General features: G+C 43.9%; 20 protein-coding genes. 2 read left to right on the top strand and 18 right to left on the bottom strand.

Features of this window, described 5'->3' with window-relative positions:
• Window positions 1-11 precede the first annotated feature (11 nt).
• The 5 genes from hrpA to QO189_RS06760 form a co-directional block, all read right to left on the bottom strand.
• Window positions 12-4,229, bottom strand: coding sequence for an ATP-dependent RNA helicase HrpA (hrpA, locus tag QO189_RS06780; protein ID WP_371532092.1), 4,218 nt, complete (start codon window positions 4,227-4,229; stop codon window positions 12-14).
• A 223-nt stretch (window positions 4,230-4,452) separates the two neighbouring features.
• Window positions 4,453-4,770, bottom strand: coding sequence for a hypothetical protein (locus QO189_RS06775; RefSeq protein WP_371532091.1), 318 nt, complete (start codon window positions 4,768-4,770; stop codon window positions 4,453-4,455).
• Between the two features lies 1 nt (window position 4,771).
• On the bottom strand, window positions 4,772-5,365 hold the full coding sequence (locus QO189_RS06770) for a DUF1543 domain-containing protein (protein ID WP_371532090.1): 594 nt from the start codon (window positions 5,363-5,365) through the stop codon (window positions 4,772-4,774).
• Between the two features lie 68 nt (window positions 5,366-5,433).
• On the bottom strand, window positions 5,434-6,222 hold the full coding sequence (locus QO189_RS06765) for a metallophosphoesterase (RefSeq protein WP_371532089.1): 789 nt from the start codon (window positions 6,220-6,222) through the stop codon (window positions 5,434-5,436).
• Window positions 6,223-6,349: 127 nt separating this feature from the next.
• Window positions 6,350-7,771 carry a DASS family sodium-coupled anion symporter gene (locus QO189_RS06760; protein WP_371532088.1) on the bottom strand — a complete coding sequence of 474 codons (1,422 nt, stop codon included), beginning with the start codon at window positions 7,769-7,771 and terminating at the stop codon, window positions 6,350-6,352.
• A 367-nt stretch (window positions 7,772-8,138) separates the two neighbouring features.
• Between QO189_RS06760 and QO189_RS06755 the strand changes: the two genes are divergently transcribed.
• The gene (locus tag QO189_RS06755; protein ID WP_167337594.1) at window positions 8,139-8,303 is read left to right on the top strand and encodes a hypothetical protein; all 165 of its coding nucleotides are present in this window, start codon (window positions 8,139-8,141) and stop codon (window positions 8,301-8,303) included.
• Window positions 8,304-8,367: 64 nt separating this feature from the next.
• Here the strand turns inward: QO189_RS06755 and QO189_RS06750 are convergent, their stop codons facing one another.
• Both QO189_RS06750 and QO189_RS06745 read right to left on the bottom strand, forming a co-directional pair.
• Complete coding sequence (locus QO189_RS06750) at window positions 8,368-9,060, bottom strand: YoaK family protein (protein WP_371532087.1); 693 nt, start codon at window positions 9,058-9,060, stop codon at window positions 8,368-8,370.
• A 129-nt stretch (window positions 9,061-9,189) separates the two neighbouring features.
• On the bottom strand, window positions 9,190-9,999 hold the full coding sequence (locus QO189_RS06745) for an enoyl-ACP reductase (RefSeq protein ID WP_165596971.1): 810 nt from the start codon (window positions 9,997-9,999) through the stop codon (window positions 9,190-9,192).
• 384 nt (window positions 10,000-10,383) lie between these two features.
• On the opposite strand from QO189_RS06745, the gene folE reads away from it, so the two are divergent.
• A complete protein-coding gene (gene folE, locus QO189_RS06740; protein WP_238038243.1) occupies window positions 10,384-10,980 on the top strand; it encodes a GTP cyclohydrolase I FolE in 597 nt (198 codons plus the stop codon).
• 113 nt (window positions 10,981-11,093) lie between these two features.
• Here the strand turns inward: folE and msrB are convergent, their stop codons facing one another.
• The 11 genes from msrB to QO189_RS06685 form a co-directional block, all read right to left on the bottom strand.
• Window positions 11,094-12,308 carry a peptide-methionine (R)-S-oxide reductase MsrB gene (msrB, locus tag QO189_RS06735; protein WP_371532086.1) on the bottom strand — a complete coding sequence of 405 codons (1,215 nt, stop codon included), beginning with the start codon at window positions 12,306-12,308 and terminating at the stop codon, window positions 11,094-11,096.
• 296 nt (window positions 12,309-12,604) lie between these two features.
• Complete coding sequence (locus tag QO189_RS06730) at window positions 12,605-13,909, bottom strand: iron-containing alcohol dehydrogenase (protein ID WP_371532085.1); 1,305 nt, start codon at window positions 13,907-13,909, stop codon at window positions 12,605-12,607.
• A 183-nt stretch (window positions 13,910-14,092) separates the two neighbouring features.
• Window positions 14,093-15,760, bottom strand: a complete 1,668-nt coding sequence (locus tag QO189_RS06725) for an ABC transporter ATP-binding protein (RefSeq protein ID WP_371532321.1) — start codon at window positions 15,758-15,760, stop codon at window positions 14,093-14,095.
• Between the two features lie 16 nt (window positions 15,761-15,776).
• Window positions 15,777-16,850, bottom strand: a complete 1,074-nt coding sequence (locus tag QO189_RS06720; RefSeq protein ID WP_371532084.1) for an ABC transporter permease — start codon at window positions 16,848-16,850, stop codon at window positions 15,777-15,779.
• Window positions 16,850-17,920 carry a microcin C ABC transporter permease YejB gene (yejB, locus tag QO189_RS06715; RefSeq protein WP_371532083.1) on the bottom strand — a complete coding sequence of 357 codons (1,071 nt, stop codon included), beginning with the start codon at window positions 17,918-17,920 and terminating at the stop codon, window positions 16,850-16,852. The genes QO189_RS06720 and yejB overlap by 1 nt, the downstream gene beginning before the upstream one ends.
• A gap of 101 nt (window positions 17,921-18,021) precedes the next feature.
• The gene (gene gloB / locus QO189_RS06710) at window positions 18,022-18,801 is read right to left on the bottom strand and encodes a hydroxyacylglutathione hydrolase (protein WP_371532082.1); all 780 of its coding nucleotides are present in this window, start codon (window positions 18,799-18,801) and stop codon (window positions 18,022-18,024) included.
• Window positions 18,802-18,933: 132 nt separating this feature from the next.
• Window positions 18,934-20,766, bottom strand: coding sequence for an extracellular solute-binding protein (locus QO189_RS06705; RefSeq protein ID WP_371532320.1), 1,833 nt, complete (start codon window positions 20,764-20,766; stop codon window positions 18,934-18,936).
• 296 nt (window positions 20,767-21,062) lie between these two features.
• Window positions 21,063-22,199, bottom strand: coding sequence for a 3-phosphoserine/phosphohydroxythreonine transaminase (gene serC / locus QO189_RS06700; protein ID WP_371532081.1), 1,137 nt, complete (start codon window positions 22,197-22,199; stop codon window positions 21,063-21,065).
• 92 nt (window positions 22,200-22,291) lie between these two features.
• Window positions 22,292-23,197: a hypothetical protein gene (locus QO189_RS06695; RefSeq protein WP_371532080.1), complete on the bottom strand. Its 906-nt coding sequence runs from the start codon at window positions 23,195-23,197 to the stop codon at window positions 22,292-22,294.
• Window positions 23,198-23,259: 62 nt separating this feature from the next.
• Window positions 23,260-26,148: a M48 family metalloprotease gene (locus tag QO189_RS06690; RefSeq protein WP_371532079.1), complete on the bottom strand. Its 2,889-nt coding sequence runs from the start codon at window positions 26,146-26,148 to the stop codon at window positions 23,260-23,262.
• 39 nt (window positions 26,149-26,187) lie between these two features.
• The gene (locus QO189_RS06685; protein WP_371532078.1) at window positions 26,188-26,784 is read right to left on the bottom strand and encodes a LemA family protein; all 597 of its coding nucleotides are present in this window, start codon (window positions 26,782-26,784) and stop codon (window positions 26,188-26,190) included.
• Window positions 26,785-26,931: the final 147 nt, after the last annotated feature.

The following is a 26,931-nucleotide window of genomic DNA, read 5'->3' as shown; positions in this document are numbered from 1 at the left end:
CTTGGTTGGTTCTAGCCCACCTTGTCCCACATTTTACTAAGACGCTTGGGTGAAACTGCCATACGAGTTTTCATCGGCTGAGCAAACAGCTGGATACGATACTCCTCCACCATCCAGCGATATTCGCTAATGGCTTCTTTGTCCGCACGCCCTGCTAACCGCTCCATATGCAAGTCAAGCGCGTAGACACCATCAAGGTCGGCATCCAAATTATGCTCAAGACGCTCAAGGCGAATTTCTAGTGCCTCAAGATAACGTGGATACTGCTGCCAATGGCTATAATCCATCCGATACACAAAATCAGCCAAATACAGGTCTTCTAATTGATCTTCGATATCATCGATAGATTCCCCAAATATCTCGCGGTCTAACATTAATAGACTTTGGCGAATACGCTGCCATCGCGTATAAACATTTTTCAGCGTTTTTATGACACTTTGACCAGTCAGTAAGAAGTTATTTAACACAACTTCTAGCGTCTGCGCATATTCCTCAGGCGTAAACGGTAACTCCTCACTCAATCCAACTGCGATGTCATCAGCGCTCTCAGGCAGGCTCTCGGTATGGTTAAATAACACATAATGCTCTTCAAGCGTAGCATCTAATGTAGCATCAATGACAATTGTCTTTAGCTTTTCCATATCACCAAGTGGTGCAAATGCCAGTTTGAATATTTTATCCACTTGACTGGTCAGCTGTTTTTTCTTCGCGCCAAGTTTACCTTTTATTAAGGTCAATACGCCAATACGATGCGCTTGTAGTGCTGCATTGACATCGGTGTACTGATGGATGGATACCGCCTCGCCTGCATCGTCAGCCACGAGCGCCGCAAACTGCTTCATGACCACGCCTGCGCTATGATGGTTTTTGCTAAAGGCAAAATGCTCAGGGAACTCAGTATGCGCGCCTTGTTGCTCATTCACGGCTTGGCTAGTCTCGGAGGCATGACGAATCTGTAACGTTTGTAGATCACGACCTTTTTCAATAATGCGATTCTTGTCATCAACCACACAAATTTGTGGCTGCAAATAACGGTCAATCGTAGAAGGGCTAAAGCTCTCCGGCGTCACAGACATAATGCCGCGGCGATTAAGTGCTTGGCACAGTTGTTTTAATAGTCCTTGCCCACCTTGTTGCTGCAACTCATCAAACAGGCGATCTGCGGTATCAGGTATCGGAACGATCTGACGACGAATATCTTTTGGTAATGATTTGAGCAACTGTAGCACCAGCTCATAGCGCCAACCGGGCACACCCCACAACAGCTCAATCGCGTCAAGCTGTGGTAATGCGGCAAGCGGTACGCGTATGGTCACACCATCATCATCGCTTGCTGGATCAAAGATATAACGTAGCGGCAGTTTTAGATCACCCAGCTTCCATACTTCTGGGAAGTCGCCCGTCGTTGGCGCTTGGCTAGTGAGTACATCTTCATCGGTAAAAAACAGATACTTAGCATCGTTTTTTTCTACCTCTGCCCGCCAGTCTTCGAACGTTTTGCGGCTAGCGACGTGCTCAGGAATCTTTTTATCATAGAACTGATAGAGTGTTTCTTCATCAACCAATAAATCGCGGCGACGTAGCTTATCTTCGATGCGCTCAACATGAGCAACTTTGTCCATATTGTGCTGTAAAAATGGTGCATTACGACCAAAGTTACCAGTCACCAGACCATCACGAATGAATATCTCTCGTGACTCGACCAAGTTTACTTGCTCGTAATTGGTCAGTTGCTTGCTGATGATGATTAAGCCAAATAGACTAATCTGCGCGTAAGCTTTAACCCGTCCTGTCTTTTTGGACCAATGCGGTTCAAAGTAATGATACTTGAGCAAGTTTCCTGCTGCTGAGATGATCCACTCGGGTTCAATTTTGGCAACGGTACGCATAAATACTTGCGAGGTTTCAACCATCTCAAACGCCATGACCCAAGGCGGGATTTGTTTGAACACTGTACTGGCTGGGAATATCTTGGCTTTTTGCTGACGCGCAGCCAAATACTCACCGCGACTTTCGGTTTTATGCGCAATGATAGACAACAAACCCGTCAATAATGCTCTATGCAGATTGGCATATTTGACGGCTTTTAATGCTTCATCTTCAATCGCGGTTGGGTCATTCTTAGCTACATTTTTATCAGACGCTTGTGAGTCATTGACATCTGTCAATTTGAGCTCAGTCACCATTTGTACCAGTTGGCGATGTGTCTGGTGCCATTCGCGGACACGAGGAAAGCTCAGATAGTTCTTTTTCGCAAACTGTTTACGCTGATTACCAGACAGTTTATTGCCGTCTTCGTCTTTTTCAAACAATGCTTTCCACAGACTTAAATAGAACAAAAAATCTGAGTCATCTTGACGGAAAACTGCATGCTTTTGATCCGCTTGCGTACGTTTATTGGCAGGGCGCTCACGTGGATCTTGTACCGCAAGCGCGGCCACGACAATCAGCATTTCACGAATACAATCAAAGTCAGAACCAGCCACCAGCATACGTGCCAGCCTTGGATCGATTGGCATACGTGCCATTTTCTGACCAGTCGCTGTCAAGCGCAGGTGATCGAGTCCTTTTTGACGTTTTGGTTGTTTATTTTTGTCTTGAGCAGCGATGTCCTTTTTGGAAGTGATTGCCCCCAGCTCATCAAGCAATTTATGACCATCCGTAACCAATCGGCTATCAGGCGGCTCAATAAATTCAAAGTCATCGACACTGCCCAAGCGTAGATTTGCCATCTGCAATATCACAGATGCCAAGTTGGTACGCAGAATTTCAGGCTCAGTAAATTCAGGACGACCGTTGAAATCCTCTTCAGAATATAGGCGAATACACACACCCGGAGCGACACGGCCACAACGACCTTTACGCTGGTTGGCAGCCGCTTGCGAAATTGCTTCGATCGGTAGACGCTGCACACGTGAGCGATACGAGTAGCGCGAAATACGCGCAAATCCCAAGTCAATTACATAGCGAATACCTGGTACGGTCAATGCAGTCTCAGCAACGTTGGTCGCGATAACGATACGTCGACCGCGACCTGATGGCTGAAAGATACGCTGCTGCTCTTCATACGTTTGCCGTGCAAACAGTGGCAACACTTCGGTATGACGTGGACCATGGCGCTCAAGCACTTCTTGCATCTCACGGATTTCTGCTTCAGTCGCGGCAAATATCAAGATATCAGCCTGATCGGCATGACCTTTATTTTGCGCGTCGCTAAAACACTCCTCAACAGCAGCAACGACAGCACGGGGTAGATTTTCTTCGAAATCATCATAGCTGTCATCTTCTGAGCTATTTACTGGCTCATCGGTCAGCGGACGATAACGGACTTCTACCGGAAAGCTACGCCCTTCAACATTAAAGATTGGTGCAGGGACTTGCCGTTTAAGCTTGGCATCATAACGACTGAAATATTCACTAAAGCGCTTGGTATCGAGAGTCGCTGAGGTAATAATGACTTTTAAATCTGGACGCTTGGGTAACATCTTTTTGAGATAACCCATGATGAAATCAATGTTCAAACTACGCTCATGCGCTTCATCGATAATAATCGTATCGTACTTACTTAAAAAACGATCATGTCCCAGCTCAGCGAGTAAAATACCATCGGTCATCAGCTTGACTACAGATTGCGCTGAGCCTTGCTCATTAAAGCGAATCTTAAAACTGACGGTATTACCTAATGGCTCTCCCAATTCTTCGGCAATACGGTTTGCGACGCTGCGCGCTGCCAGTCGTCTTGGCTGCGTGTGCCCTATCTGTCCAGTAATACCGCGCCCTGCCAGCATTGCGAGTTTAGGTAACTGCGTAGTTTTACCAGAACCCGTCTCACCAGCCACGATAATGACTTGATTATCAATGATGGCTTGTACCAGATCTTCTGCGCGTTGGCTAACAGGCAAATCAAGATTTAATTTGGCAGGTAAGTCACTTGGGATACTATCAATACGTGCCTGCACTTCTGCTTGCGAGCGCGTTTTTATCTTGTCGTATTGGGCACGCTTCTTGGCAAGGACCTCGTCGTGATTGTTTTTTTGCTCAGAAACATCATTGGATTTTTTATTTTTGGACACAGCAGCGCGCGCCAGCTCTCGTTCGAGACGGCTTAAGTAATAGCTGTCTTTGGCAAGCACTGGTAAATCACTCAGTAATTCTGCTGGTTGCTTTGCACTGTTAGTTTCATCTACAGTAGATGTTTTTAGACTGGTATTCTCAAAAGTATCAGACATATTTGCTTAGGCTATTTATTATGTATAAGTGGTTAGATTATGGAGACAAATGCGGGGTGATTCAAGGTAGTTATGATGCTTGGTTGCAAAGCTGAAGTTTTTTCTATGACTGTGAGGACGATAACACCTCTATCCCATAGGCAGTATTAAACGAAGACACACTTAGACCATAAATATTAAATTTCATATCATTAAAGGCATAGAAATGGTCTAAATGAGAAAACTAATTACTAACAGTATAAATAATCTGTTGATTAGTCGCAGCCCCCACAAAAAAGGTGTGCATTTTTTGCAGTGCCAGCCTAGGAAAAGGAAGGTGTAGTGACAGTATTAATTTTTCAAACCCTAACATCTCATTAGCTAACTCTTTCGCTACGTCAGGACGAATCTGCGGGTTTTCATAAATATTGTCAATTAACCACATTAATTGTGGAAATTTTGCGTTTTCATGAATCTGATAAAGCGTGGGCAACATATCATCAGAGATTTGGCAGCGCATTTTGCGAATTAGACCGCTTTTGTAATACATATTTAAAGCCATATTATGATAACTTCTTTAGGTTCTTGATACTTAAGTATCCCACATACTCTTTATCTTCTACAATCTCAATATCACTCTCCCCTATCTCAGCGATAGGCTCAATCAGTAGCTGAACATTTGAGAGCAGATCATTCACGTTATAGATATCGTCTATATCTACTTCAAACTTATCATCGATATGTGAAGCGGCATCGAACGGCGATGCATCATCTTTAAAAGTAAACTGTTTATAAAACTCGTTTTGCTTGGCTTGCTTAATGGCTTGTGCCTGACTGGTGGCAACAATAAGCAATTTATAATGAAACTCCTCAAAGCTGTCCTGCTGATAGCCGCCCAAATTGATAAAGAACAGCTTTAAGTCAGCACTTTTTGTGATTTGATCAATTGTTTCAACCAATTTGATCGTGTAACCATCAACCTTAGTAATCGCTCGATACGAATCAATGTGCCATTTATTTTTGACCTCTGGCCAATGCTGATTGATATCCTCTACCAGCTCGCTAACGTGATTGGCCACACCAAAAAAGATGTCATGCTGTTCAATCAGGCGACCTTTGGGACGGCCACCAAGTTGAGCCATATATAAAGTTAACATGTAACGCAGTCCTTATAAATTTTTCATTGTAGCTGGTTTTTATTGAGCATAATATCGAGCGCCTCTTATTACAATACCCGCCCTGTCTTTAAAGCAAATGCCCAATCTCTACGTCCATTTTTGAGCGCCAGTTCTGCTGCTGCTTCATGATCATAAGCGACCTTGATATGCTCAGTCTGCCAGCGTTTACCTTGTGGCGTTTCTATACAGGTTATAAGCGCGTAGCTGGCATGAGGCGAATACGTTTGCATCTTATGAATAATCGGCAAATCATCTTCGTAGGCGGGATAACCAACGCTACCACTATTAATAACCATTTGCCCTGACGATAGTGTGACTGTACGTGGAATATGCGTATGTCCACAGACAATGACAGAGCTATCGATACCATTCAATAATGACAAGATGTTCGAGTCGCTACGTACTGTCGGTGCGCCTGTTGCGATATCTTCAAGCAAATATACCATGTCATCAGTTGGCGTCCCATGACAAAGATAAACGTCCTCACTTAAATGACAATCGAACGGTAAAGCGCGCATCCATTCAATTGCGTCTTTGGGTAAATCTTTCACAATAAAATCCATCGTTAGATTATCACCGATTTCTGCTTCAGTCGCTTCATAAATCTGCCTATCTTGATTGCCCCGAATGGTGAGAATATCATCTCGATGTGTCATTAGTAATTCATAGGTCGCCCTCGGCGCTATCGGCCCATATAAAATATCACCCAAATTGACGATTTGGTCGACGCCGCGCTTTTTGATATCGGCAAGCACAGCGTCAAGCGCAAAGACATTGCTATGAATGTCTGAAATAGCAGCGATTGTAATGAGAGTCTTACGAGCAGAGGGTATCATACGGTCTATTATCCCCATAAGTTATGATGTTATAAATTAATAGAGTATAAAAAATAAAAACCTGATGCCTCATTAATATTGGGACATCAGGTTCTATTTGTTATGGTAATGCTAATGGTTCGTTAGACTATAGTAGGAAGAAATACGCCCAACACCCAACGATAACAGTAGAGATAATATTGAGGATAACACCTGTACGCACCATCTCTGTTTGCTTGATCAAACCTGTACCAAACACAATAGCGTTTGGCGGCGTGGCAACGGGTAGCATGAAGGCACAAGACGCACCGATACCAATAATAAGTACCAAGACTTCACTCGGTATACCCATATGCTCTGCAATTGCCACAAACACAGGTACTAAGAGCGCAGCTGATGCGGTGTTTGATGCAAACTCTGTCAAGAAAATAATAAAGGCTGAGATTGCAATCATTACAACCAATAGTGGTGCAGTTTGTAAGCCATTAGCAACCGTCTCACCCAGTACTAATGACGCACCTGATACTTTTAGAATATTTGATAGCGCAATACCGCCACCAAATAACATCAATACACCCCAATCCGTGTTGTCTGATACTTGTTTCCAAGACACCAGACCCAAACTCACGACCGCCACTGCTGCAAGCAATGCAACCACGGCATCCGTATCTTCGATACCAACTGCAGCACCAATTTGCTTAGACAATATCCAGCTGACTGCCGTTATAATAAAAACAGCAATTGTCAATACACGTGTCTTGGTCCAAGGAATGTTCTCATCCTGTTGCAAGGTCATCGTGCGGTTTAGGTTCGGCTTTAGATACAAATACATCGCACCCAGCAGTACTGGTAATAGTATCAGCATCATTGGAATACCAAATTTCATCCAATCAACAAATGCAATATCCAACGCTTTTGCGGCGATCGCATTTGGTGGCGAGCCGACAATCGTACCCAAACCACCGAGACTTGCTGAATACGCAATACCGAGTAGTACAAACACAAATGTACCGCGATCTTCTTTACTATCTACTTGCGTCAAAATACCGAGTGCCAACGGTAGCATCATTGCCGTTGTCGCCGTATTTGAGATCCACATGGACAAAAACGCAGTCACACCAAAAATCAACAGTACAGCGGTACTTAGCTTACCACCTGATAACGAGAGAATTTTTAGCGCAATCTTTCTATCAAGCTTTTGTACATGTAACGCGGCCGCCAAAGCAAAACCACCAAAGAAGAGATAAATAATGGGACTAGCAAAGCTTTGCAGACCTACTTCAGCATTAAAATCAGGAATGCCAATTAATGTCCCAACCACAACCACCAAGATCGCAGTGATAGTGACGTGTATCGCCTCAGTGAGCCATAGCACGCCGATAAAAAACAGCATTGCTAGCCCTTTATTCACACTGACCTCAAATGGCAATACACTGTAAATAATAAAACTAATGACTGCCGCGATGGCGACCACGATCAATCCTTTTCCAGTCCCCTTTGGGAATGTATCCGTAAATAAATACTCGTTACCATCATCAGGAATATGGCTATCCAGCTTTTTCTCTGACATAAATTATCCTTATCGCATCCAGAGTGAGTATGAAGTCGAGAGTTACTGCAACACATACTTGTTGTAAGACATCATAATATTCATATAGTGAACATTACGCGCGAAAATATCATATCAGAATAACTTATATATGAATATGGTTTGATTAATTTTTTTTAAGGTATCTGCTTGATTTATTAACAATAATAAATTCCCAACTTTATTTTATAATTTAGAAGTGACTTTCTGCTTCTTATGAAGACTCCGCTTGGTAAATTACACAAAGCTTGCAAAAATTCATTAATTAGCGCTATACAAGTAAAAGCTGATACCACATAATCGTAAGGTTAGATAGATAATCATCAATAAAAACAAGAGGAATGATACTATGACAGATGCAAATAAAACCGATGCAACCACAAAAATGGCGCCAAAAGACATCAATCAAGATGGTCTGGCCAAAGAAGATCAACAGCGTACTGACGACTCTGCGCTAGATATGATGCAAGGTATGCATGAGCATGAAGATCATCAAGAAGAAGGTGCAAAATAAAAGATGTTAGAACGGCAGAGAAAGCCTGTTATCTAGCATTAATAGCAAAAATAAGAAGCGCTTATCATGATGATGAGCGCTTTTTTGGTTCTCTTTGTTCTGGCAAGTGATTGGAGACGTAGTTATATATAAATGCTGCTGTTAGAACGATTGCGATGGGTACAAACAACGCATCATAGCCAACTTTGGCAAACAAAAAAGCCCCCACTGTACTACCACCGCAGAAGCAATACCAAATAACGGCCTGAAAGCCCAATGTCGGCTTACTAATGGAGCGACCCGCAAGCCAGTTACCGATTGCTGCACCCATATCGGATGTCAGCCCTGTCAGGTGAGTCGTGCGAATAACTGCTCCGCTATAAGTGGCTACCATCGCGTTTTGTAATCCGCAGGCCATCGCTGCTGCCAATTGTCCGAGATAGTCATGCTGCTGATATAACCAGTAGGCAGCTATTAGCAATGCTGCTTCAAAATATAGCGCACGCCCGTAACGACGGCCTAGTGTTAAGGATGTCTGTCCAATGACAAAACCGCTCAATATTGCCCCTGACAAAAAAGACAATAGTAGCGCACCGATATACAAAATACTGCGAGAATCTGAGTAAGCAATAGCTGCTGCAAATAAGCTAACATTACCAGTGACATGCGAGACCGATAAGTTAGCAAATCCCATCAATGCGGTTGTGTTTACGCAGCCGGCGCTAAATGCCAATACTGCCCCACCCCACAATATCCACTTCGGTAACTTGGTTATCATATTCGTCACCTAAAGGCCTACTGCCAAAAAGACTCATAGTATAACGAGAAAAGGCAGCCAATTGGCTGCCTTTTCAATAGTTGAGTGAATCATTCGTAATGACCATCAACACAAAAAACACTTAAATGATTATTGCGCTGGCTCATCAAGCATCATCAACTGCTCACTGATAGCGACGGTATTAAAACCTGCATCAACAAACATAATCTCACCCGTGATACCAGATGCCCACGGCGATAATAGGAATAGTGCTGCGTTGCCTACTTCCATCTGATTGACATTACGTTGTAGTGGCGCGATTTTTTCGCTGATATCGAGCATTTTGCGGAATGATTTAATGCCACTAGCCGCTAGCGTGCGAATTGGACCTGCTGAGATCGCATTGACACGAATACCTTCGCCGCCCATAGAAGTCGCTAAGTAGCGCACGCTGGCTTCAAGACTGGCTTTTGCCATACCCATGACATTGTAGTTTGGTAATACTGAGATACTGCCTTCATAAGTCAACGTCAGCATAGAACCATGACGCATTGCCAGCAACTCACGAGCCGCTTTTGCCAATGCAACGAAGCTGTAGCTAGAGATATCATGCGCGATGTGGCTGCCTTCACGCGTGGTGGCGTTGACAAAGTCACCATCTAGCTGATCCATCGGTGCAAAACCAATGGCGTGTACCACACCATCAATACCATCACCCCAATGGGCGGTCACTTGCTCAAAACAAGCAGCAATAGACTCATCAGAGGCGACATCACATTCTAGTACCAGATCTGCTTCGAACTGTTCGGCAGCCATATCGACACGCTTTTTGATTTTATCGTTCGGATAAGTCAGGATCAGTGAAGCCCCTTCGCGGTGTAGCGCTTCTGCGATAGCCCAAGCGATAGAGAGTTTACTTGCGATGCCAGTTACGACAAATCGTTGTCCTTGCAATAGCATAAGATTTCCTTTTGAATCAATCGAGATGATTTAGAATATAGGTTTATTTAGAGTAATTAGAAAGTGACGCGTCATGAAATGATGCAAATCAAAAGATGACTTATTATACACGAATTAGTTTAAGTAAACAGTCGTAAACTGTACTTGGTTACTATCATTAGTATCGCAATAATACTAATGAAATATCATCATTGTCACCGTTCTAATTGTATCTCTAACAGTCCTATAATGACTAAACTCTGAACTACTCACCACAGCAGTATGAAGTTCAGCAGATTTCGAGTATAATCACAGCCCTTCCCAGCTTGCACAATTTTATAAGAATCCTGACATGATAGGATTCAACGTTAAGCTACACCCACATTTTGGATGGCTGCCAAACTTATGAGTAACACCCCAATAATAACCCCAGATTATAAAGAAAGTACCGAATCCTATCGCCAACTGATTGGTTCGACTGGCGAAGACTTAGATCGTCCTGGTTTATTAGACACGCCTGTACGTGCGGCAAAGGCTTTTGCTCACTTAACCAAAGGCTATCATCAAAGCATTGAAGAAGTGGTCAATGATGCTGTCTTTCCATCAGCCAATCGTGAGCTAGTACTGGTACAGAACATTGAGTTTTATTCACTGTGCGAGCATCATATGCTACCGTTCCATGGTGTCGCTCATATTGGCTATCTGCCTGATGGCCAAGTACTGGGGCTGTCAAAGTTTGCCCGAATTGTCGATATGTTTGCCCGTCGTCTGCAAATACAAGAAAACCTGAGTGAACAGATTGCACAAACCATCATGGATGTTACTGGCTGTCGCGGCGTGGCAGTCGTTATGGATGCCTCACACATGTGTATGATGATGCGCGGTGTCAGCAAACAGCACTCAACCACACGTAGTACCGCGATGCTTGGTGAGTATCAGCATAATAATCAAGCTCGGAATGAATTTTTGGGTGCCGTCCCTAAGCGCCAACCAGCGTTTTAAACACTTATAAATCTACGCTAAATGCTTGAAATTAAGACAAAAAAGGACGCTAATGCGTCCTTTTTTTTGGTTCAACTATACGAAGTAAGATTTCAGATTTTAGCAAATCAAGGCTAGCTCACTGGTTTTACTTCATCTATCCATTGACCGTAACCAGCAGCTTCCATCTGTGCGAGTGGAATAAAGCGTAGTGCTGCTGAGTTCATGCAATAGCGCTTACCTGTTGATGCTGGACCATCATCGAATACATGACCCACGTGCGAGTCAGCGTAACGACTACGAATCTCAGTACGTGTCCCAAAGATACCGCGATCTGCTTTTTCTACCACCATATTCGTGTTCAATGGACGAGTGAAGCTCGGCCAACCCGTGCCAGACTTGTACTTGTCACGAGAAGAAAATAGTGGCTCACCAGATACGACGTCTACATACAATCCAGGCGCTTTATTATCCCAATACTCATTATTAAAGGCGCGCTCGGTACCATCCTTTTGAGTGACTTTATACTGGATATCAGTGAGCGATTTTTTTAGCTCATCCTGTGACGGCTTCACAAAGGTATCTGGATTGAACCCTGTACTTACTTTACTGTTTGACGTTTGACTGGATGTAACTGGCTGTGCACTATCTACAGTCGGCTTGAACTGACTAAAATCAAGCTCATAGTCTTTGCCGTATACACTTTCTATAAATTGATAGCGGCCAGAATTAAACGTGTAAGCCTTATAACGTATCGGATTTTTTTTGTAATAATCCTGATGATACTCTTCGGCAGGATAGAACTTGCCGGCAGGAACAATCTCAATTACGACTGGTTTCTCGTATACACCAGACTCTTGTAATGATTGTTTAGCAGCTTCTGCTATTTTCTTTTCTTGCGCATTGTTATAAAAAATAGCAGGACGATACTGTGTGCCACGATCAACATATTGCCCTTGATCGTCAGTGGGGTCAGCGATTCTCCATAATGCTTGTACGATACCATTGTAAGTAATTTTCGTAGGATCATAATACACTTGCGCCGCTTCCGTATGACCCGTGCCACCTGCCGACACTTCTTTATAGGTTGGGTTTTCGGTATTGCCGCCCGTATAACCAGACACCACTTCTACAACGCCTGGGATTTTCTCATAACCCGCTTCGACACACCAAAAACACCCGCCAGCTACTGTAGCAACTGCGAGTCCTGGGGTTGTCGGTGCATAAGGATTGGCAGCATCTGCATTTTTTACAGTAGTGCTGTTTTCAGTAGACGCGCAGCCTGCATAAAGAACGCTACTCGCTACGATAACCAATCCCATAACTTTAGACGATAATGTGCAATTCATAACAATCTCCCAAACGTAATATCATTTAATCATCGTAACGCTTATGTATCACTAAAACATTCCTGTATTGTTATATATTTACAATTTATTAAGTTATTTTTTATTAATTAAGTCGTAGCACAAGATAAATTAAACGATGGTTTGATTATGACACAGGCTTTAGCATGGTTAATATATAGAGATAAACCATTTTATTTCAAGATCTTATATTGTTTTAAACGCGTTAAAAAAGCCTATCCTCAAAAGAGTCATAGGCTTTTTTTGTCTATCATAAGTCTGTCAGCACAAGCAAAAATTTATGATGCTTTCTGAGTGTCTTTATCAGCACTCTCATCACTTACTTGCTTAATTTTTGTTAAGATTTCCTTAATTTCAGCTGCTGAGAGGTAAGTTGGTACAGCATAAGTATCGCTGACTTCTTTTGCTGCTGCTTTTGCAATATCGTCAAAGTCACTGGTCTGCATACCGCTAACAGTCGGATCAATATTTAAATTTGTAATAAGCGCTCTGACTTGCTCAATGAGATGATTTGCTATTTCTTTATCGCCATGGCCAGCTTGGCCGTCTGCTACCATACCTGTTCTTTTTGCCAGTGCGGCCAGTCTCTGCTTGCTTGCTTTACGATTAACATCAAGCACATAAGGCAACACGATCGCATTAGCACGACCATGAGGAATGCTATAGTAGGCACCTAATTGATGCGCAATGGCATGCACATAACCCAAGCCCGCTTTGTTAAAGGCGATACCACCATAATGAGCGGCAATCCCCATCTCTTCTCTTGCTTTTAGATTGCCACCGTCTTTGTAAGCTAGCGGTAGGTAATACATGACCGATTTAACGGCAGAGGCCGCATAGTAGTCCGTCTCCACGCTGGCATTGGCACTCATCCATGCTTCTAACGCATGGGTCAACACGTCAATACCCGTATCAGCGGTTATGTGCGCTGGCATGCCTTTCATAATAATAGGGTCAATCGCTGCGGCGAGCGGCACCATTCTTGGATCAATAGACAATGCTTTTTGGTGTGTTTTATCATCAGATATCACTGCACCAAGGGTTGCCTCTGAGCCAGTACCGGCTGTTGTAGGCACACAATATAATGGCGCCGACGGCTTTCTTGCTTTAAGAATACCAATCAGCTGCTGAGGCTTGCATTTGTTGCCTTGGGACATGGCGATCATTTTGGCAGCATCGATCACTGAACCGCCGCCGATGGCGATAATAGAGTCGCAATTTGCTGCTATAGATTGGCGCAGTCCTTCTTCGACTACGTTAAAAGTAGGGTCTGGTGTAATGCCATCATAGACATGATAGCTGATGTTTTTTGCATCTAGATAATCAGTGACTTTTGCAGGGATACCGAGTTTGTTTAGTACTGCATCAGTGACGATAAAGACATTGGTATTGCCTTCGTTGATGAGCATGTCGCATAGCTCATCACAGGCAGTCTCACCGACAAACAACATCGGTCTTCTGATAGGTATCACGTAAGAGACTGCTTTGAGCACTTTAGCGCGTGTCTTAGCCACTGCCAAATAACCAGCATGCTGCAAGCTGTTGTTCTTTACTAATTTAGTAATACTGTTTTGTTTTTTCATGGGTACAAAAATCCTTTTCAATGATGATTTTAACCGCGATAACAATAGTTTTAGCTAGTTGATAAAGGCTAAACGACGTTTGCCAATAGCAGAGTAGATAAGTACATGTACAGCAAAGATGTTTGAATAAAGCAAACCACTGTCTAGCATGATTGTACCACTGCCTTTTTTGGTATGTCGCTATTATTGTGTACTGCTCGCCTTTAATAACTGCTTGGCATACGGATGCTGTGGCTGGCTAAAGACATCTTCTGTGAGCCCAGACTCCACGCATACCCCTTGTTCTAGTACCATAATATGCTGACATAGTGCGCGTACTACTTTGAGATCATGACTGATAAAGACATAACTTATTTGCAGCTTTTGTTGAATTTCACGTAATAAACTAACAACCGTCACCTGCGTGGTGCTATCGAGCGCAGAGGTAGGCTCATCCAATATGAGTAAGCTCGGCTTCATAATGAGTGCACGCGCCAGTGCCACGCGTTGACGCTGCCCACCGGACAGCTCATGCGGATAACGCTGCGCGAATGCTAAAGGCAAATGGACGGTAGCCAAACTCTCCATCACTGCCTGCTGACGCGCGTTTTTATCCACGCCTTGTACCAACAGTCCTTCTTCCACGATTTGCATGACCGTCATACGCGGGTTGATACTGGCAAAAGGGTCTTGAAACACCATTTGGATCTGTGAGCGGAAGTTACGTAGCGCTTTTTTGGACAATGCCGAGATGTCTTGTCCGTTAACCACTATCTGTCCACTCACACGTGCTTGATTGCTTAGCAATTGACTAAGTGCCAATGCAATGGTGGTTTTTCCAGAGCCAGACTCACCGACGATACCCAATGCCTGTCCTTTTTGCAGTGTCATATCGACATCTTTGACCGCATCGAACCAGCGCTTGGTGCCCCCAAATAGGCTTTTTTCAACTGGGAATTTTACTTTAAGATTACTCACTTCTAGTACGCTTGATTGTTTATCTACGTTATCGTCTGCTATAACTAACGCTTGGCCAAAGTCTTGCTTGATAAGGGTACGCGTATAGTTGGCTTTAGGCTGGTCAAATACCGCCGACGTTTGACCCTGCTCAATCGTCTGGCCTTGGCGCATCACGATGACCTCATCACTATAACGCCTAACCAGATTGAGATCGTGGCTGATTAATATCATCGCCATATTATGCTGGTGTTTGAGATCATTCAGTAGCGCCAAAATTTCATGCTGCAAAGTAACATCAAGCGCAGTCGTCGGTTCATCAGCGATCAAGATATCAGGCTGCTGAGCCAATGCCATCGCAATCATTACTCGCTGACGCTGACCACCTGATAACTCATGTGGATAGCGACTCAACTTGTCAGCAGGATCGGTGATATTGACATCATTTAGCAAGGCAATGCTGGTGTCTCGCCATTGCTTTTTGGGTACGCCGCTTAAACGCAGCGACTCAGCAATTTGTTTAGCGACCGTATGTAACGGATTCAGCGCTGTCATCGGCTCTTGAAACACCATACCGATCCGCTGCCCACGAATAGCACGTAATGCCGCATTGCGCGATTTGTCATTCGCTATCGGTAGTTGAGACATGCCTGCTGTGCTTGCCAGCTGAACCTCACCCCTAATCGTCAAATTCTCTGGTAGCAGACCTAGTAACGCCAGACTGGCAATCGACTTGCCAGATCCTGACTCACCAACGATAGCCAAAGTTTGCCCTTGTCTTAGCCCATAAGACAGCGCATCAACCAGCTGGATTCCTGTAGCAGTTGTGATGCTTAGGCTATCTACTGCCAGCATGAGTTTATTTTGCGCGCGATTAAGACTTTCATTTGGCGCGTTGTATTGCTCGGTAGCCATAATATTTTCGGTCATATCAAGAGCGCCTCGGATCAAACGCATCACGCAGTGCTTCGCCGACGAAGATGAGCAATGACAAAATAAAGGTCAAACTAAAGAATCCTGACAAGGCCAGCCAAGGGGCATCAAGGTTATTTTTCCCCTGTACCATCAGCTCACCCAAAGACGGCGAGCCAGGCGGCAATCCATATCCCAAAAAGTCCAGCGCGGTCAACGCAATGATATTGGCCGTTAAGATAAACGGTAGCTGCGACAAGCTTGAGGCTAACGCGTTGGGTAAAATATGCCTGAGCATAATCTGGCTGTCCGAAACACCGAGATTGCGCGCGGCCCGCACATAGTCAAAATTACGGGCACGTAAGAACTCTGCTCTTACCAAACCGACCAGCCCCATCCAGCCAAATAACAGCATCATGGCAAATAGCATAGTAATACTGGGACTAAACAGGCTGACCAAAATAATAATCATAAATAGCTGAGGCATACCGCCCCATACTTCCATAAAGCGCTGCCCTGCCAGATCTACCCAGCCGCCGTAATAACCTTGTATTGCACCGACAATAATCCCGATGAGAGCACCAGCGAGCGTCAGCGCCAGACCAAACAACAATGACACGCGCATACCATAAAGTATCCTTGCGAGTACATCGCGACCCATATCATCAGTACCAAGCCAGTTCTGAGCGTTTGGAGCCGCTGGATAAGGTAGACCAAGCTCGACGTTTGGTGTCTGATCAGCAAACGGAATAGGCGGCATCACATAATAACCTTGCTCATCAATCAGCGACTGCACTGCAGGGTCTTTATAATTGGTTTCGGTCTCAAAAACACCGCCAAACGTCGTTTCAGGATATGCTTTTAACACCGGAAAGTAATAATCGCCTTGATACTGTACTAATAAGGGTTTGTCATTGGCGATGAAATTAGCCGCCATGCAGATGACAAATATCACTGCGAAAACAAACAGCGATATCACCCCAAGACGATTTTGGCGAAAGCGATTTAAACGCGCTTGCCAAATAGGATTTAAGCGCTGCTTTTTTTGTGTCGGTACCACTGATGCCGTTGAAGACGGTGAATGATCTGACATTAGCGCCCCTCAAAATCAATACGGGGATCAATTAAGTGATAGCTTAAGTCGCTGATTAATTGCAGTAGCAATCCCACTAAGGTGAAGATAAATAACGTACCAAATATCACTGGATAGTCGCGTTGTTGAATGGCCTCAAAACCTAACAACCCCAAACCATCTAGTTTAAAGATAATCTCAATCAAAAAGTTACCGGCAAAGAAAATACCAACGATAGCGGCGGGGATACCTGCGATGATAATTAACATAGCATTGCGAAATACATGTCCGTATAGCACCTGACGCTCACCCAGTCCTTTGGCACGAGCGGTCAATACGTACTGCTTACCCAGCTCTTCTAAAAAGCTAAATTTGGTCAAGTACGTCAAGCCCGCAAAACCACCTACGGTACTGGCTAGCAGCGGTAGTGCTAAGTGCCAAAAATAATCTTTCACTTTACCAAGCGCGCTGAGCTGGTCAAAATTTTCGGACGTTAGTCCCTGTAGCGGAAAAATATTCCAATAGGTGCCACCTGCGAAAAATACCAATAAAATCACTGCAAACACAAACACAGGTATCGCATGCCCAATAGCCAGCAGCATAGCAGTGAATTTATCAATGCCTGAGCCATGATGCATCGCTTTATACACCCCTAACGGAATAGCGATCAGATAAATGAGCAGCGTACTCCAAAGACCAAGCGATATCGAGACTGGTAACTTCTCCACAATCAGATCCGTCACTGACTGCCCTTTAAAAAACGACTCACCAAAATCTAGCTGAGCGTAATTTTTTAGCATGAGCCAAAATCGTTCTGGTGCCGATTTATCAAAGCCGTACTGGGCATTGATAGCAGCGACCATTTCCTCAGAGAGACCGCGCGTTCCTTGATAAGTGCTGTCGTTGCCACCTGCACTGCCAGCGCCAATATTACCGCCAAGTGCGTTGTCTTTTGACCCCTGCTCAATAAGGGCAAGCTGCTGCTCAACAGGTCCGCCTGGTGCCGCTTGTACGATTACAAAGTTGGCAAGCAATATCAAAAATAGTGTCGGTAATATCAGTAGTAGTCTTTTTAAGATATAACGACCCATAATGGCGACTTCCTAAATAAAGAGAGAGGGCGATGACTACAGCAGTATATTCTTTAGTACTAAAGGTATACATAAACACATCTATGTATTAAAAACTTGCATTAAAAATTATTTTTCAGCTCGCGTAACGCTGCAAATACCGTCAAAGATTTATCATCATCAATAGTTACTTTTGATTTAACCCCTGCAATCACACTTGGCTCTTGGGTTCGCAAAAACACGTTTATCGCACGCTCATGCTCTAGCGTCACTGGTAGTGTCGGTGCACCTTGTGCAGTTTGTGCCTCAGCTTGCGATAGTGCTTGCTGCATTGCCTCGTTGTCAGGCTCGATAGACAATCCAAAGCGTAGGTTACTGGCCGTATACTCGTGCGCAGGATATAGCAATGTCTCATCAGGCAATTCATTTAGACGTTTAAAACTATCATGTAACTGCTCGATCGTACCAGTAAAGACACGTCCACAACCTGCACTAAATAGAGTATCACCGCAGAAGCAATGTTTTTGCCCATCGATATCTAAGATATAAGCCATATGACTGGCGGTGTGTCCTGATACATCCCAGACTTGTGCAGAGCAGCCCCATGCGCTCACCGTGCTACCATCTTTGATGGTTTGATCCTCATCAACCCCATGCTCACTATGCGCAACCAGATGAGTCATCGGATACGACTCCTGCAATTCTGCGACACCACCAATATGATCATGATGATGATGCGTGGTCCAAATCGAGGTTAGCTCTAGCTCATGTGTCTCTAGATAATCGATAACTGGCTGGGCTTGACCTGGATCAATGACGATCGCCTGCTTATTATTTTCGTTAATTAAGGTCCAAATATAATTATCATTAAACGCTTTAATGGGGTGAATACGGATACTCATGTCAAATCCTTACCAGTAGTTATTTTTTTGCTCGTTATTTTGAATTATTTCGCAGCGCTTTTACTGCGTGGTGACAGCCTATGTCTTTGGCGGTCAGCTATTGCTAAACCAGATCCTGTCAAAAGGTGCTGCTTACTGCTTCAAATATTTGTTGATGCGTCCTTCTGCTTCTTTATCCACCCACCAGTAATCGATGCCGACGGCGTTGGTCGGTAACGTGTCTGTATGACGGTATTGATCCCAATAAGCAACATTGGTGCCAGACTTGCCATATAATGGCACGACATAATGACCCGCTCTCAACAACCGATCAAGCACCTGCGTATATAACACAATTTCGTCACGATTTTTGGCATTACCAAGAGCCGCGGCCACCTGATCGATGGCTGCGTTTTTGATACCAGCACTATTATGGTTGCCAGGCTCATCAGCCGCCGCGCTACCCCAAAATGCAGCCTGCTCAGCACCAGGAGACAGACTTTGGGCAAACACATCGACGACCATATCATAATCAAAACGGCGCGTTCGCTCGTAATATTGCGGCCCATCCACTTGGCGCAAGGTTGCCTCAAATCCTAAGCGTTTTAAATTGCGAATATAAGGCAACAACACACGGCCCATGGTCTCGCCTGTCATCAAAATCTCAATTTGGGCGGGCTGACCATTTGGCTGATATAGCTTCATATCATCATAATAAAACCCAGCATCTAGCAATAATTGCCGCGCTTTTAGTAATCCTTGTCGATTAAAGCCATTGCCATCACTGGTGGGTAGCTGCCATTCTGCTAAGACGGCTTTACGCTGAATCGGTTCAAGCTCAGACAATAAAGGCGTTAACACCTGCATCTCTTCAATAGACGGTGTACCAGTTGCCGCAAGCTGCGACCCGTGAAAGAAACTTTGCAATCGCTCATATTGACCATGAAACAAAGTTTTATTCATCCACTCAAAATCATAAGCGGCCGTCAGTGCTTGACGCACCCGTATGTCTTGAAAGATTGGGCGGCGCAAATTCATCACCAACGCCTGCATCGGCACTGGGTTTTGACTGGTTATGGTTTCTTTTTTGATAAGACCTGCTTTCACTGCAGGGAAATTATAACCACTCACCCAATTTGATGCTTTGTTTTCAGGGCGAAAACGATATTGACCAGATTTAAATCCTTCAAAGGCAATCTCATCGCTTTGATAATAAACAAACTTAATCATGTCAAAATTGTAGCGACCACGATTGACCATCAAATCACGACCCCAGTAATTGGGATCACGTATGTAGCTCACCGAACGCCCCGCATCGACGCGTCCCAGCTTATAGGGCCCACTACCCATCAAGGGTGTCAGACTGATCTTTTCAAAATCTGCATCGATTGAGGATTTTGAGAAAACAGGAAACTGACCAACCGTCAGTAGGATTTCTTTGTTCTCAGCAGAGGCAAAGACAAATTTGACTTGCTGCTCGTTAATGACTTGAATGTCCTTAATATCACCCAAATAGCTGCGAATATACATCGGACCTTTATTTAATATTGCATCAAAAGTCGCTTTGACATCATGACTGGTCACAGGCGTCCCATCCCAAAAACGGGCGGCAGGGTTGATGTGATAGATAATCCAGCTCGTATCGTCTGGATCATAGGTTACCTTGCTGGCCAGCTGTGGATACATGGTAAACGCTTCATTTAATGAGCCCGTCATCAAAGTATCATACAGATAATCCGTACCGATCATCGCCACACCCGTAGTCATCCATTTATTAGCACTGTTGAACGTACCGCGGGTATCTAGCGACAGCGTACCACCTGACGGCGCTTTTGGATTGGCATAGGGCATATAAGGTGCATTAATGTACTCAGTCGGGCTATTGTGCCCAAGCGCTGTCGTTGTGATAGGTGCAGCAATACTGCTCGGTATCCAGCTGACGGTGATGGCTAGCAAAAAAGCTTTTAGCAGGGCATTTTTTTTCATCATAACGTTATAACAAACCTCTATGCTAACCAATGCGAGTATCAAAAATTAAGCGCTGACGGCAAAATAGCGATATAGCAAAATTTTATCATAACAAACTTAGGTTTTTTAACCTAATGGTTTGCTATGTTACGCGGCATCAGTGCGAAATCCATCAGTGCGACATCATTGGTATTAGATGTAATGGCGGCAGATATTGAACGCTTTTTACCGAAAACTGTGCATCGATAAATATACTCATAAAAAAAGACGCAACTTGTAAAAGTGGCGTCTCTTATTTTGAGGGCTATTATGACTTATGCATGCTTTTTTTCAAACGCTATCATAAAATCAACCAATTGCTGTACCCACTCAAGTGGCACGGCGTTATAAATACTGGCTCGCATACCGCCCACATCGCGATGGCCTTTTAGATTGAGCAAACCAGCTTTTTCTGACTCTTCTAAGAACACTTTATCAAGGCTACTGTCTGCTAAAGTAAATGGCACGTTCATGATAGAGCGATACTGAGGATCGACTGGGTTGTTATAAAAACGGCTGTCATCAATTGTATTGTAGAGCAGATCTGCTTTTTGCTGGTTGATTTCACCGATAGCAGCCACACCGCCCTGCTCTTCCAACCAATCAAACACCAGTCCTGCTAAGTACCAAGAGTACGTCGCTGGCGTGTTAGACATGGATTCTTTGTCTGCTTGATGCTCATAATTCAGTAGCATGGGGCACCACTCACTTGCCTGCCCCAATAGATCATCACGAATAATAACGATGACCAAACCTGCAGGACCAATGTTTTTTTGAGCGCCCGCGTAGATCATACCAAATTTAGATACATCTATCGGCTGTGACAAGATAGAAGATGACATATCAGCGATGATTGGTGCATCTACTTGTGGTGGCTCGAATATCTGTAGACCATGGATAGTCTCATTGGCACAGTAGTGAAAATAGTCGGCATCGTCACTCACATTCCAATCACTTTGAGCGGGTACAGTCGTAAAGTTGTTCTCTTTACCAGTCGCGACCAAGTTTATCTTACCCAGACCAAGTGCTTCATAGCGCTGGGCTTCTTTAATCGCCTTACCTGACCATGCACCAGTCGTCAAATAATCGCCGCGTCCACCATTGAGCAAGTTCAATGGAATGGCAGAAAACTGTAAGCTAGCGCCGCCTTGTAAAAATAGTACTTTATAGTTATCTGGTATCTCCATGAGCGTGCGTAGCTTAGCTTCTGCTTTGTCAGTGATCGCCATGTACTCTTTGCTACGGTGACTGACTTCCATGACCGATAGGCCGCGACCTTGCCAGTCGAGCAATTCGCTCTGAGCACGCTCCAATACGGATGTTGGCATCGTGGCAGGGCCAGCACAGAAGTTTGGCAGACGATGCGGGGTACTATTATTAGCAGTGGGTGTAGACGTTTGGGTTGTAGACATGATCACAGTCCTAGGTATGATGAAATAAAGAAGCGACCTTTATTTCAGTTTGTTGATAAAAAAATTTACATCAATATCAGTTTTAATATAGCTCAATGAGATATGCGCTCCCACAGCTGAAGTTTAGCATCACTATCCGCAATCATGTCATCTAATGTAGGCATAGTCATAAGGTTGGGGTGCTGAAGACCTTCAGGTAGTACTGTTAAAGCAGCAACTTTTATCTCTTCGCGCAGACCAATTCTAAAGACATATCCAGCAAGGCTGGCATTGGCAAGCTCTACTGTGTCCATACCGGCACAAATTGGGAATGAGATCGTCTCATGAGTCATTGAGAGTGCTTGAGTGATATTGTTCCATAGCTTTTGGCTATCACTATTAAGTGCTTGAATATCAACCAATATCACCCAGTCGCCATAGCGTCCACCTTGTAAGCTAAATGGTGCTACCTTTTTCAAGCTGTCGTCATTTACACTATCACTATTATGACTGCTTTGAGACAAGTGATTTGACGCAGTAGGCGCAGCTGTTGACTGCACTACGTCATCTATAAAAAATGCGGCGGTTTGGTTTGATTCGATATCTGGAACATTATGAAGACTAGGTGCATTTGAAGTAGCAGATGCCTCATTGCTCACACTATCAAAACTATAGGTGACTGGGCTTTGCTCAGTGGCTGCCTGTTCATCAATACCTAAACCATGAACATCGTTATTCACATTATCATGGTCACTGCTATAAGCGTCATTCGTATCATAACCACTGGTCGGTTGAACGACTGTCTTTATAGCAGCTCCAGCACTCGCGGGTTTATTATTTGCGGATTCAGTATCAATAGAGTCAACATTTGAATGCTTAACCGAATCTGTCGTGATATCCGCTATATTTACGGTATTTGACTCAGGCCGCACCCATTGATTGATACCCATCATCGCTAGGATTTGGCGTTGCTGCACACGGCGCTGCAATACACTTAGCGGGTCTTGGATATCACTCATACGACTCTACTATCCTAATTATGTTGTCTCTATTGTTTTTTAGAGGGTTTTGGTAGTTCTTATTAAAAAAGCTGCCGAACGCCTAGCCAGCGCTCTGACATTGCGAGCAGGCAATCATATTCATCTTGGCTGATTATCGTATCGTGTAACATCACAGTATGCAATGTACTTAGCCATTGTCGATACTCATGATGAGCAGGTCTTACCGTGCTATCGTCATTATAATCTATTTGACTACCATCCTGTTGTCTCTCTGGATAATTACTACTACCCAAAGTATTTATAGGGCGCTTGATAGAATAATTAGTAGACGTAGGAACCGCAGCAATAATCGCTAATAATTGAATACTATTTAAGTGTTGTGCCGTTAATAACAACCATTGCAAATTAACATCACTTGCTGTCGTCAAATCAATATCAACCAAACGCGCATGACGTCTCAAATCTACAATGTAATGCGCCACACTCTCATCACCTTCACTTAATAATGAGCGCTCATACATTGAGATCATCTGACCTTTAGCGTCTTTTGACAGGCGATAAGCCAGTAAAACCACCATCGACATCTGAGCATTGCTCAGTGCTTCAAATACCTGCCCTGAAGGATCTAGCTGTACCCTTACGCCTTCTATACCAGTTTTGAGTGTCTGTGACGCTAGAGTTTGCCCATCCGTATCGTGTAAAACCTCAGACAATGTCGGTAGTAACTGCTGTAATTGTAGCGCTTGCCATAGTGACAGTATGGGTGATTTTTTCCTCTCTACAGCTAATGAATGATTGAATAAATTCGCTGCCGAGTGAGAGTGATCACTCGATATTTTTTGATTTGCAGAATCACAAGCTAAGCTTTTAGTTAAATCAGATGTCAGCTGTTGGTTAAATAACTCAACTATGCCTTGTTGATAACGCAACAACATCGTACGGCATTTTGCTTGTTTTTTATAGTACTGATCGCTTTCGTGACTGTGTTCGCTGTCACTTTTAAGCTTTAATTTTTTGATATGTATTTCAGATAAGTCATGTCGACGTAACTGGGCTAATGCAAATACAATCAAAGCACTGTCCAAACGTCTATCCAAATTGGCCACTATGGTCAGTAGCTTAGCATCTATCCTATGCGGTAATACTTGCTTATGACTAGTAGAGTCACTTTCAATAGAAAAGCCCTCACCCCAAATATCTGCCAAACCATATAGTGCATTTGTTGACAGCTGTCGGCTTTGATGGCAAAGCATGACCGCTTCTATTAGCGCTTGCGCACCAAGTGGATGATAAATATGATCGAGTATATATTGCGGGAGCGACACCTTTTGAATATCGCTCGCTTCAATTAATGTACCTTCTGGTAGGTCAGCGTCAGGTTTGGCCTGCCAAGGCTTCAGCAAATTATCGGTATCTATAGGTGCTATTTCTACCTGCAAGCGACCATCGATAATTGTATCTACTTCTTTAGTGAACTCCAGACCTTCATTTGTCTGGTTCTTACTGTTACTTGCAGCGTTATCAAAAATAGCGTTCTGCTTATGGTTTTTTTCTATATCAATACTGAATAATGATTGATGCGGCAATTGAGACTTTTTCTGTGAATTTTTGCTTAGGCTATTTTCTGTAATATCTCCCCAGTTTCCTGAGCGACGCTGCCGATATATTTCTTTTATTTTTTGCTGATTGATCCGCTTCTCTTTAGCGACTTGTACGGCAAACTTACGATAGGCATCAGCATTAATGGCACTCATACGCTCTGTCAAGCTTGGATGAGTGGCAAACCAAGACACATCACCCAAGTCCGCGCCACTACTGGCAAAGAAAAAATGACTGAGTCCGTTGATATCAGCAACACTCGATAATCGTGAGCCAAGTGAATCTTGGTGAATGGCTTTTAAGGTTTCTATGATCGCAGGCGAGCGCGTTAACTGCACGCTGGTTGCATCAGCAAGTAACTCACGCTCACGATTAAAACTGTGCTTAATCAACTGAGCACTTGCCATACTCGAGAAGCTTAGACCATGGAGCAGTAATGTCCAGACACTACGGGGTGCTTGACGATCGATCACAGGTCTACTTTGTACCCACCGAGACTCACGTTTGGCTGATGCCTGCTGTTGCTGTGATTGTGTCTGCCAATACGCTACCCACTCACTGTGGGTGGTAAAACGGGCAGTCTGCGCCTCTATATGGCGTGCACAACTGTCAACTTGTCTCTGTGATAGAGGGATATCGGTGGTAACTGTATTGTCAAAATAGCGACTATTGGGAATTGGATCGCTCCAATCATATAATATCTGTAAACCAGCTAACACCACCATCAGCTGTAGATTGAACGTGGCATCACCATGCAATATATGACCATATTCATGACCAATGAGCCCATATAGCGCCTCATCAGACAACTTATCTAGCGCGCCTTGGGTGATGACAAGTACCATATCTTGGCTATGACGACCCGCGACAAAGCCATTAATACCTTGCTCATTAGGCAATATGTATAAAATCGGTGTACTCAAACCTGACGCAATCGCTAACTGATGGGCAATTTCATAATAACGACGATAGACGGGTGGAAAGTCGCGCTCATCGCGTACGGCTATATGACGTGAGCTATAATGAACTTTCTCTTTGGTTTCATGTTGATGCGCCACCCCATGACTGTGCTCCCATGGTGCCTGACTGTTATCAATAAATAGTCTGACCGCCCCTACTCGCTGAGCAATAGCGCGACCACCCGCTCTCAAGCGCCGATATTCTAAAAAACTCCCACCAACGAAACTGCCTAATATAAACAGAATGACTAGTATCAATACCCAATGATATATACCACCCGTGAATATTGTTAACAGCAGTCCCATGATAGCCAGTGCCACCGCCACATGGGCAAGCACAATCAGAAAAAATAGTCCATAGAGCAATAGACTGCGCCGTGTACGTATCCGCTGTTCACCAAAAAAATCCATCAACTGGGCTGCCTAACATTAGCCAAATTTATCTAAATCCTAGCTCAGGTTAACATTCGGTGCTTTGGCAATGGTATCTCTGTCTGCGAATACCAAGGGACTAAGCGGACGAAAGCCAAAAGTCGTACTGACAAGATTGTTAGGAAACACTTCACAATCATTGTTGTAGAACATCACGCTGTCATTATAATGCTGACGGGCAAAACCAATGCGGTTTTCTGTGTTGGTCAGCTCATCCATCAACTCTTTGAGCATACTATCGGCTTTGAGCTCAGGATAGGCTTCTACCACTGCCGAAAACTGACTCAACGCTTTGGACAACATGCCTTCTGCTTTGGCAAATAGTGCCATGTGCTCTTGTGAATCTGGCTGATGCTTATGTGAGTCTTGTAGGTTTTGAGCATGATTGCGTGCGCTAATAACTCGTGTCAGTGTCTCTTCCTCATGAGTCAGATAACGCTTGGCTGTTTCGACGAGATTTGGAATCAAATCATGACGACGTTTGAGCTGCACATCTATCTGCGCAAAGCCGTTCTTTGCTTGGTTACGTGCACGTACCAATTTATTAAATATGGATACCCCAAACACAACGATTAGCACCACAAATACAATGAACAACCAAACAAACATCTTCATAACCAAACCTCAAAGTGTCCAGAATGTTAATAAACGTTAATACATTGTATTTTAACGCATATTAACCAATGAAGCTTTTAATTTAAATAAGAAACCGAATAAAAATTGAGACAAAAAAAGCCCTTTACAATGAAGGGCTTAATACGG

It is taken from the genome of Psychrobacter sp. Arc29 (assembly GCF_041431175.1).
Taxonomy (GTDB): Bacteria; Pseudomonadota; Gammaproteobacteria; order Pseudomonadales; family Moraxellaceae; genus Psychrobacter.
Note: the sequence above shows the minus strand (reverse complement) of the source record. Positions and strands in the feature narration are given on the sequence as shown.

Excerpts from the sequence above, each read along its gene's own strand:
- hrpA (WP_371532092.1), bottom strand. The coding sequence starts at position 4,229 with ATGTCTGATACTTTTGAGAATACCAGTCTAAAAACATCTACTGTAGAT.
- QO189_RS06760 (WP_371532088.1), bottom strand. The coding sequence starts at position 7,771 with ATGTCAGAGAAAAAGCTGGATAGCCATATTCCTGATGATGGTAACGAG.
- QO189_RS06730 (WP_371532085.1), bottom strand. The coding sequence starts at position 13,909 with ATGAAAAAACAAAACAGTATTACTAAATTAGTAAAGAACAACAGCTTG.
- folE (WP_238038243.1), top strand. The coding sequence starts at position 10,384 with ATGAGTAACACCCCAATAATAACCCCAGATTATAAAGAAAGTACCGAA.
- serC (WP_371532081.1), bottom strand. The coding sequence starts at position 22,199 with ATGTCTACAACCCAAACGTCTACACCCACTGCTAATAATAGTACCCCG.
- QO189_RS06705 (WP_371532320.1), bottom strand. The coding sequence starts at position 20,766 with ATGAAAAAAAATGCCCTGCTAAAAGCTTTTTTGCTAGCCATCACCGTC.
- QO189_RS06690 (WP_371532079.1), bottom strand. The coding sequence starts at position 26,148 with ATGGATTTTTTTGGTGAACAGCGGATACGTACACGGCGCAGTCTATTG.
- QO189_RS06765 (WP_371532089.1), bottom strand. The coding sequence starts at position 6,222 with ATGATACCCTCTGCTCGTAAGACTCTCATTACAATCGCTGCTATTTCA.
- QO189_RS06750 (WP_371532087.1), bottom strand. The coding sequence starts at position 9,060 with ATGATAACCAAGTTACCGAAGTGGATATTGTGGGGTGGGGCAGTATTG.
- QO189_RS06775 (WP_371532091.1), bottom strand. The coding sequence starts at position 4,770 with ATGGCTTTAAATATGTATTACAAAAGCGGTCTAATTCGCAAAATGCGC.
- QO189_RS06695 (WP_371532080.1), bottom strand. The coding sequence starts at position 23,197 with ATGAGTGATATCCAAGACCCGCTAAGTGTATTGCAGCGCCGTGTGCAG.
- QO189_RS06685 (WP_371532078.1), bottom strand. The coding sequence starts at position 26,784 with ATGAAGATGTTTGTTTGGTTGTTCATTGTATTTGTGGTGCTAATCGTT.
- QO189_RS06725 (WP_371532321.1), bottom strand. The coding sequence starts at position 15,760 with ATGGCTACCGAGCAATACAACGCGCCAAATGAAAGTCTTAATCGCGCG.
- gloB (WP_371532082.1), bottom strand. The coding sequence starts at position 18,801 with ATGAGTATCCGTATTCACCCCATTAAAGCGTTTAATGATAATTATATT.
- QO189_RS06745 (WP_165596971.1), bottom strand. The coding sequence starts at position 9,999 with ATGCTATTGCAAGGACAACGATTTGTCGTAACTGGCATCGCAAGTAAA.
- QO189_RS06755 (WP_167337594.1), top strand. The coding sequence starts at position 8,139 with ATGACAGATGCAAATAAAACCGATGCAACCACAAAAATGGCGCCAAAA.
- QO189_RS06770 (WP_371532090.1), bottom strand. The coding sequence starts at position 5,365 with ATGTTAACTTTATATATGGCTCAACTTGGTGGCCGTCCCAAAGGTCGC.
- QO189_RS06720 (WP_371532084.1), bottom strand. The coding sequence starts at position 16,850 with ATGTCAGATCATTCACCGTCTTCAACGGCATCAGTGGTACCGACACAA.
- msrB (WP_371532086.1), bottom strand. The coding sequence starts at position 12,308 with ATGAATTGCACATTATCGTCTAAAGTTATGGGATTGGTTATCGTAGCG.
- yejB (WP_371532083.1), bottom strand. The coding sequence starts at position 17,920 with ATGGGTCGTTATATCTTAAAAAGACTACTACTGATATTACCGACACTA.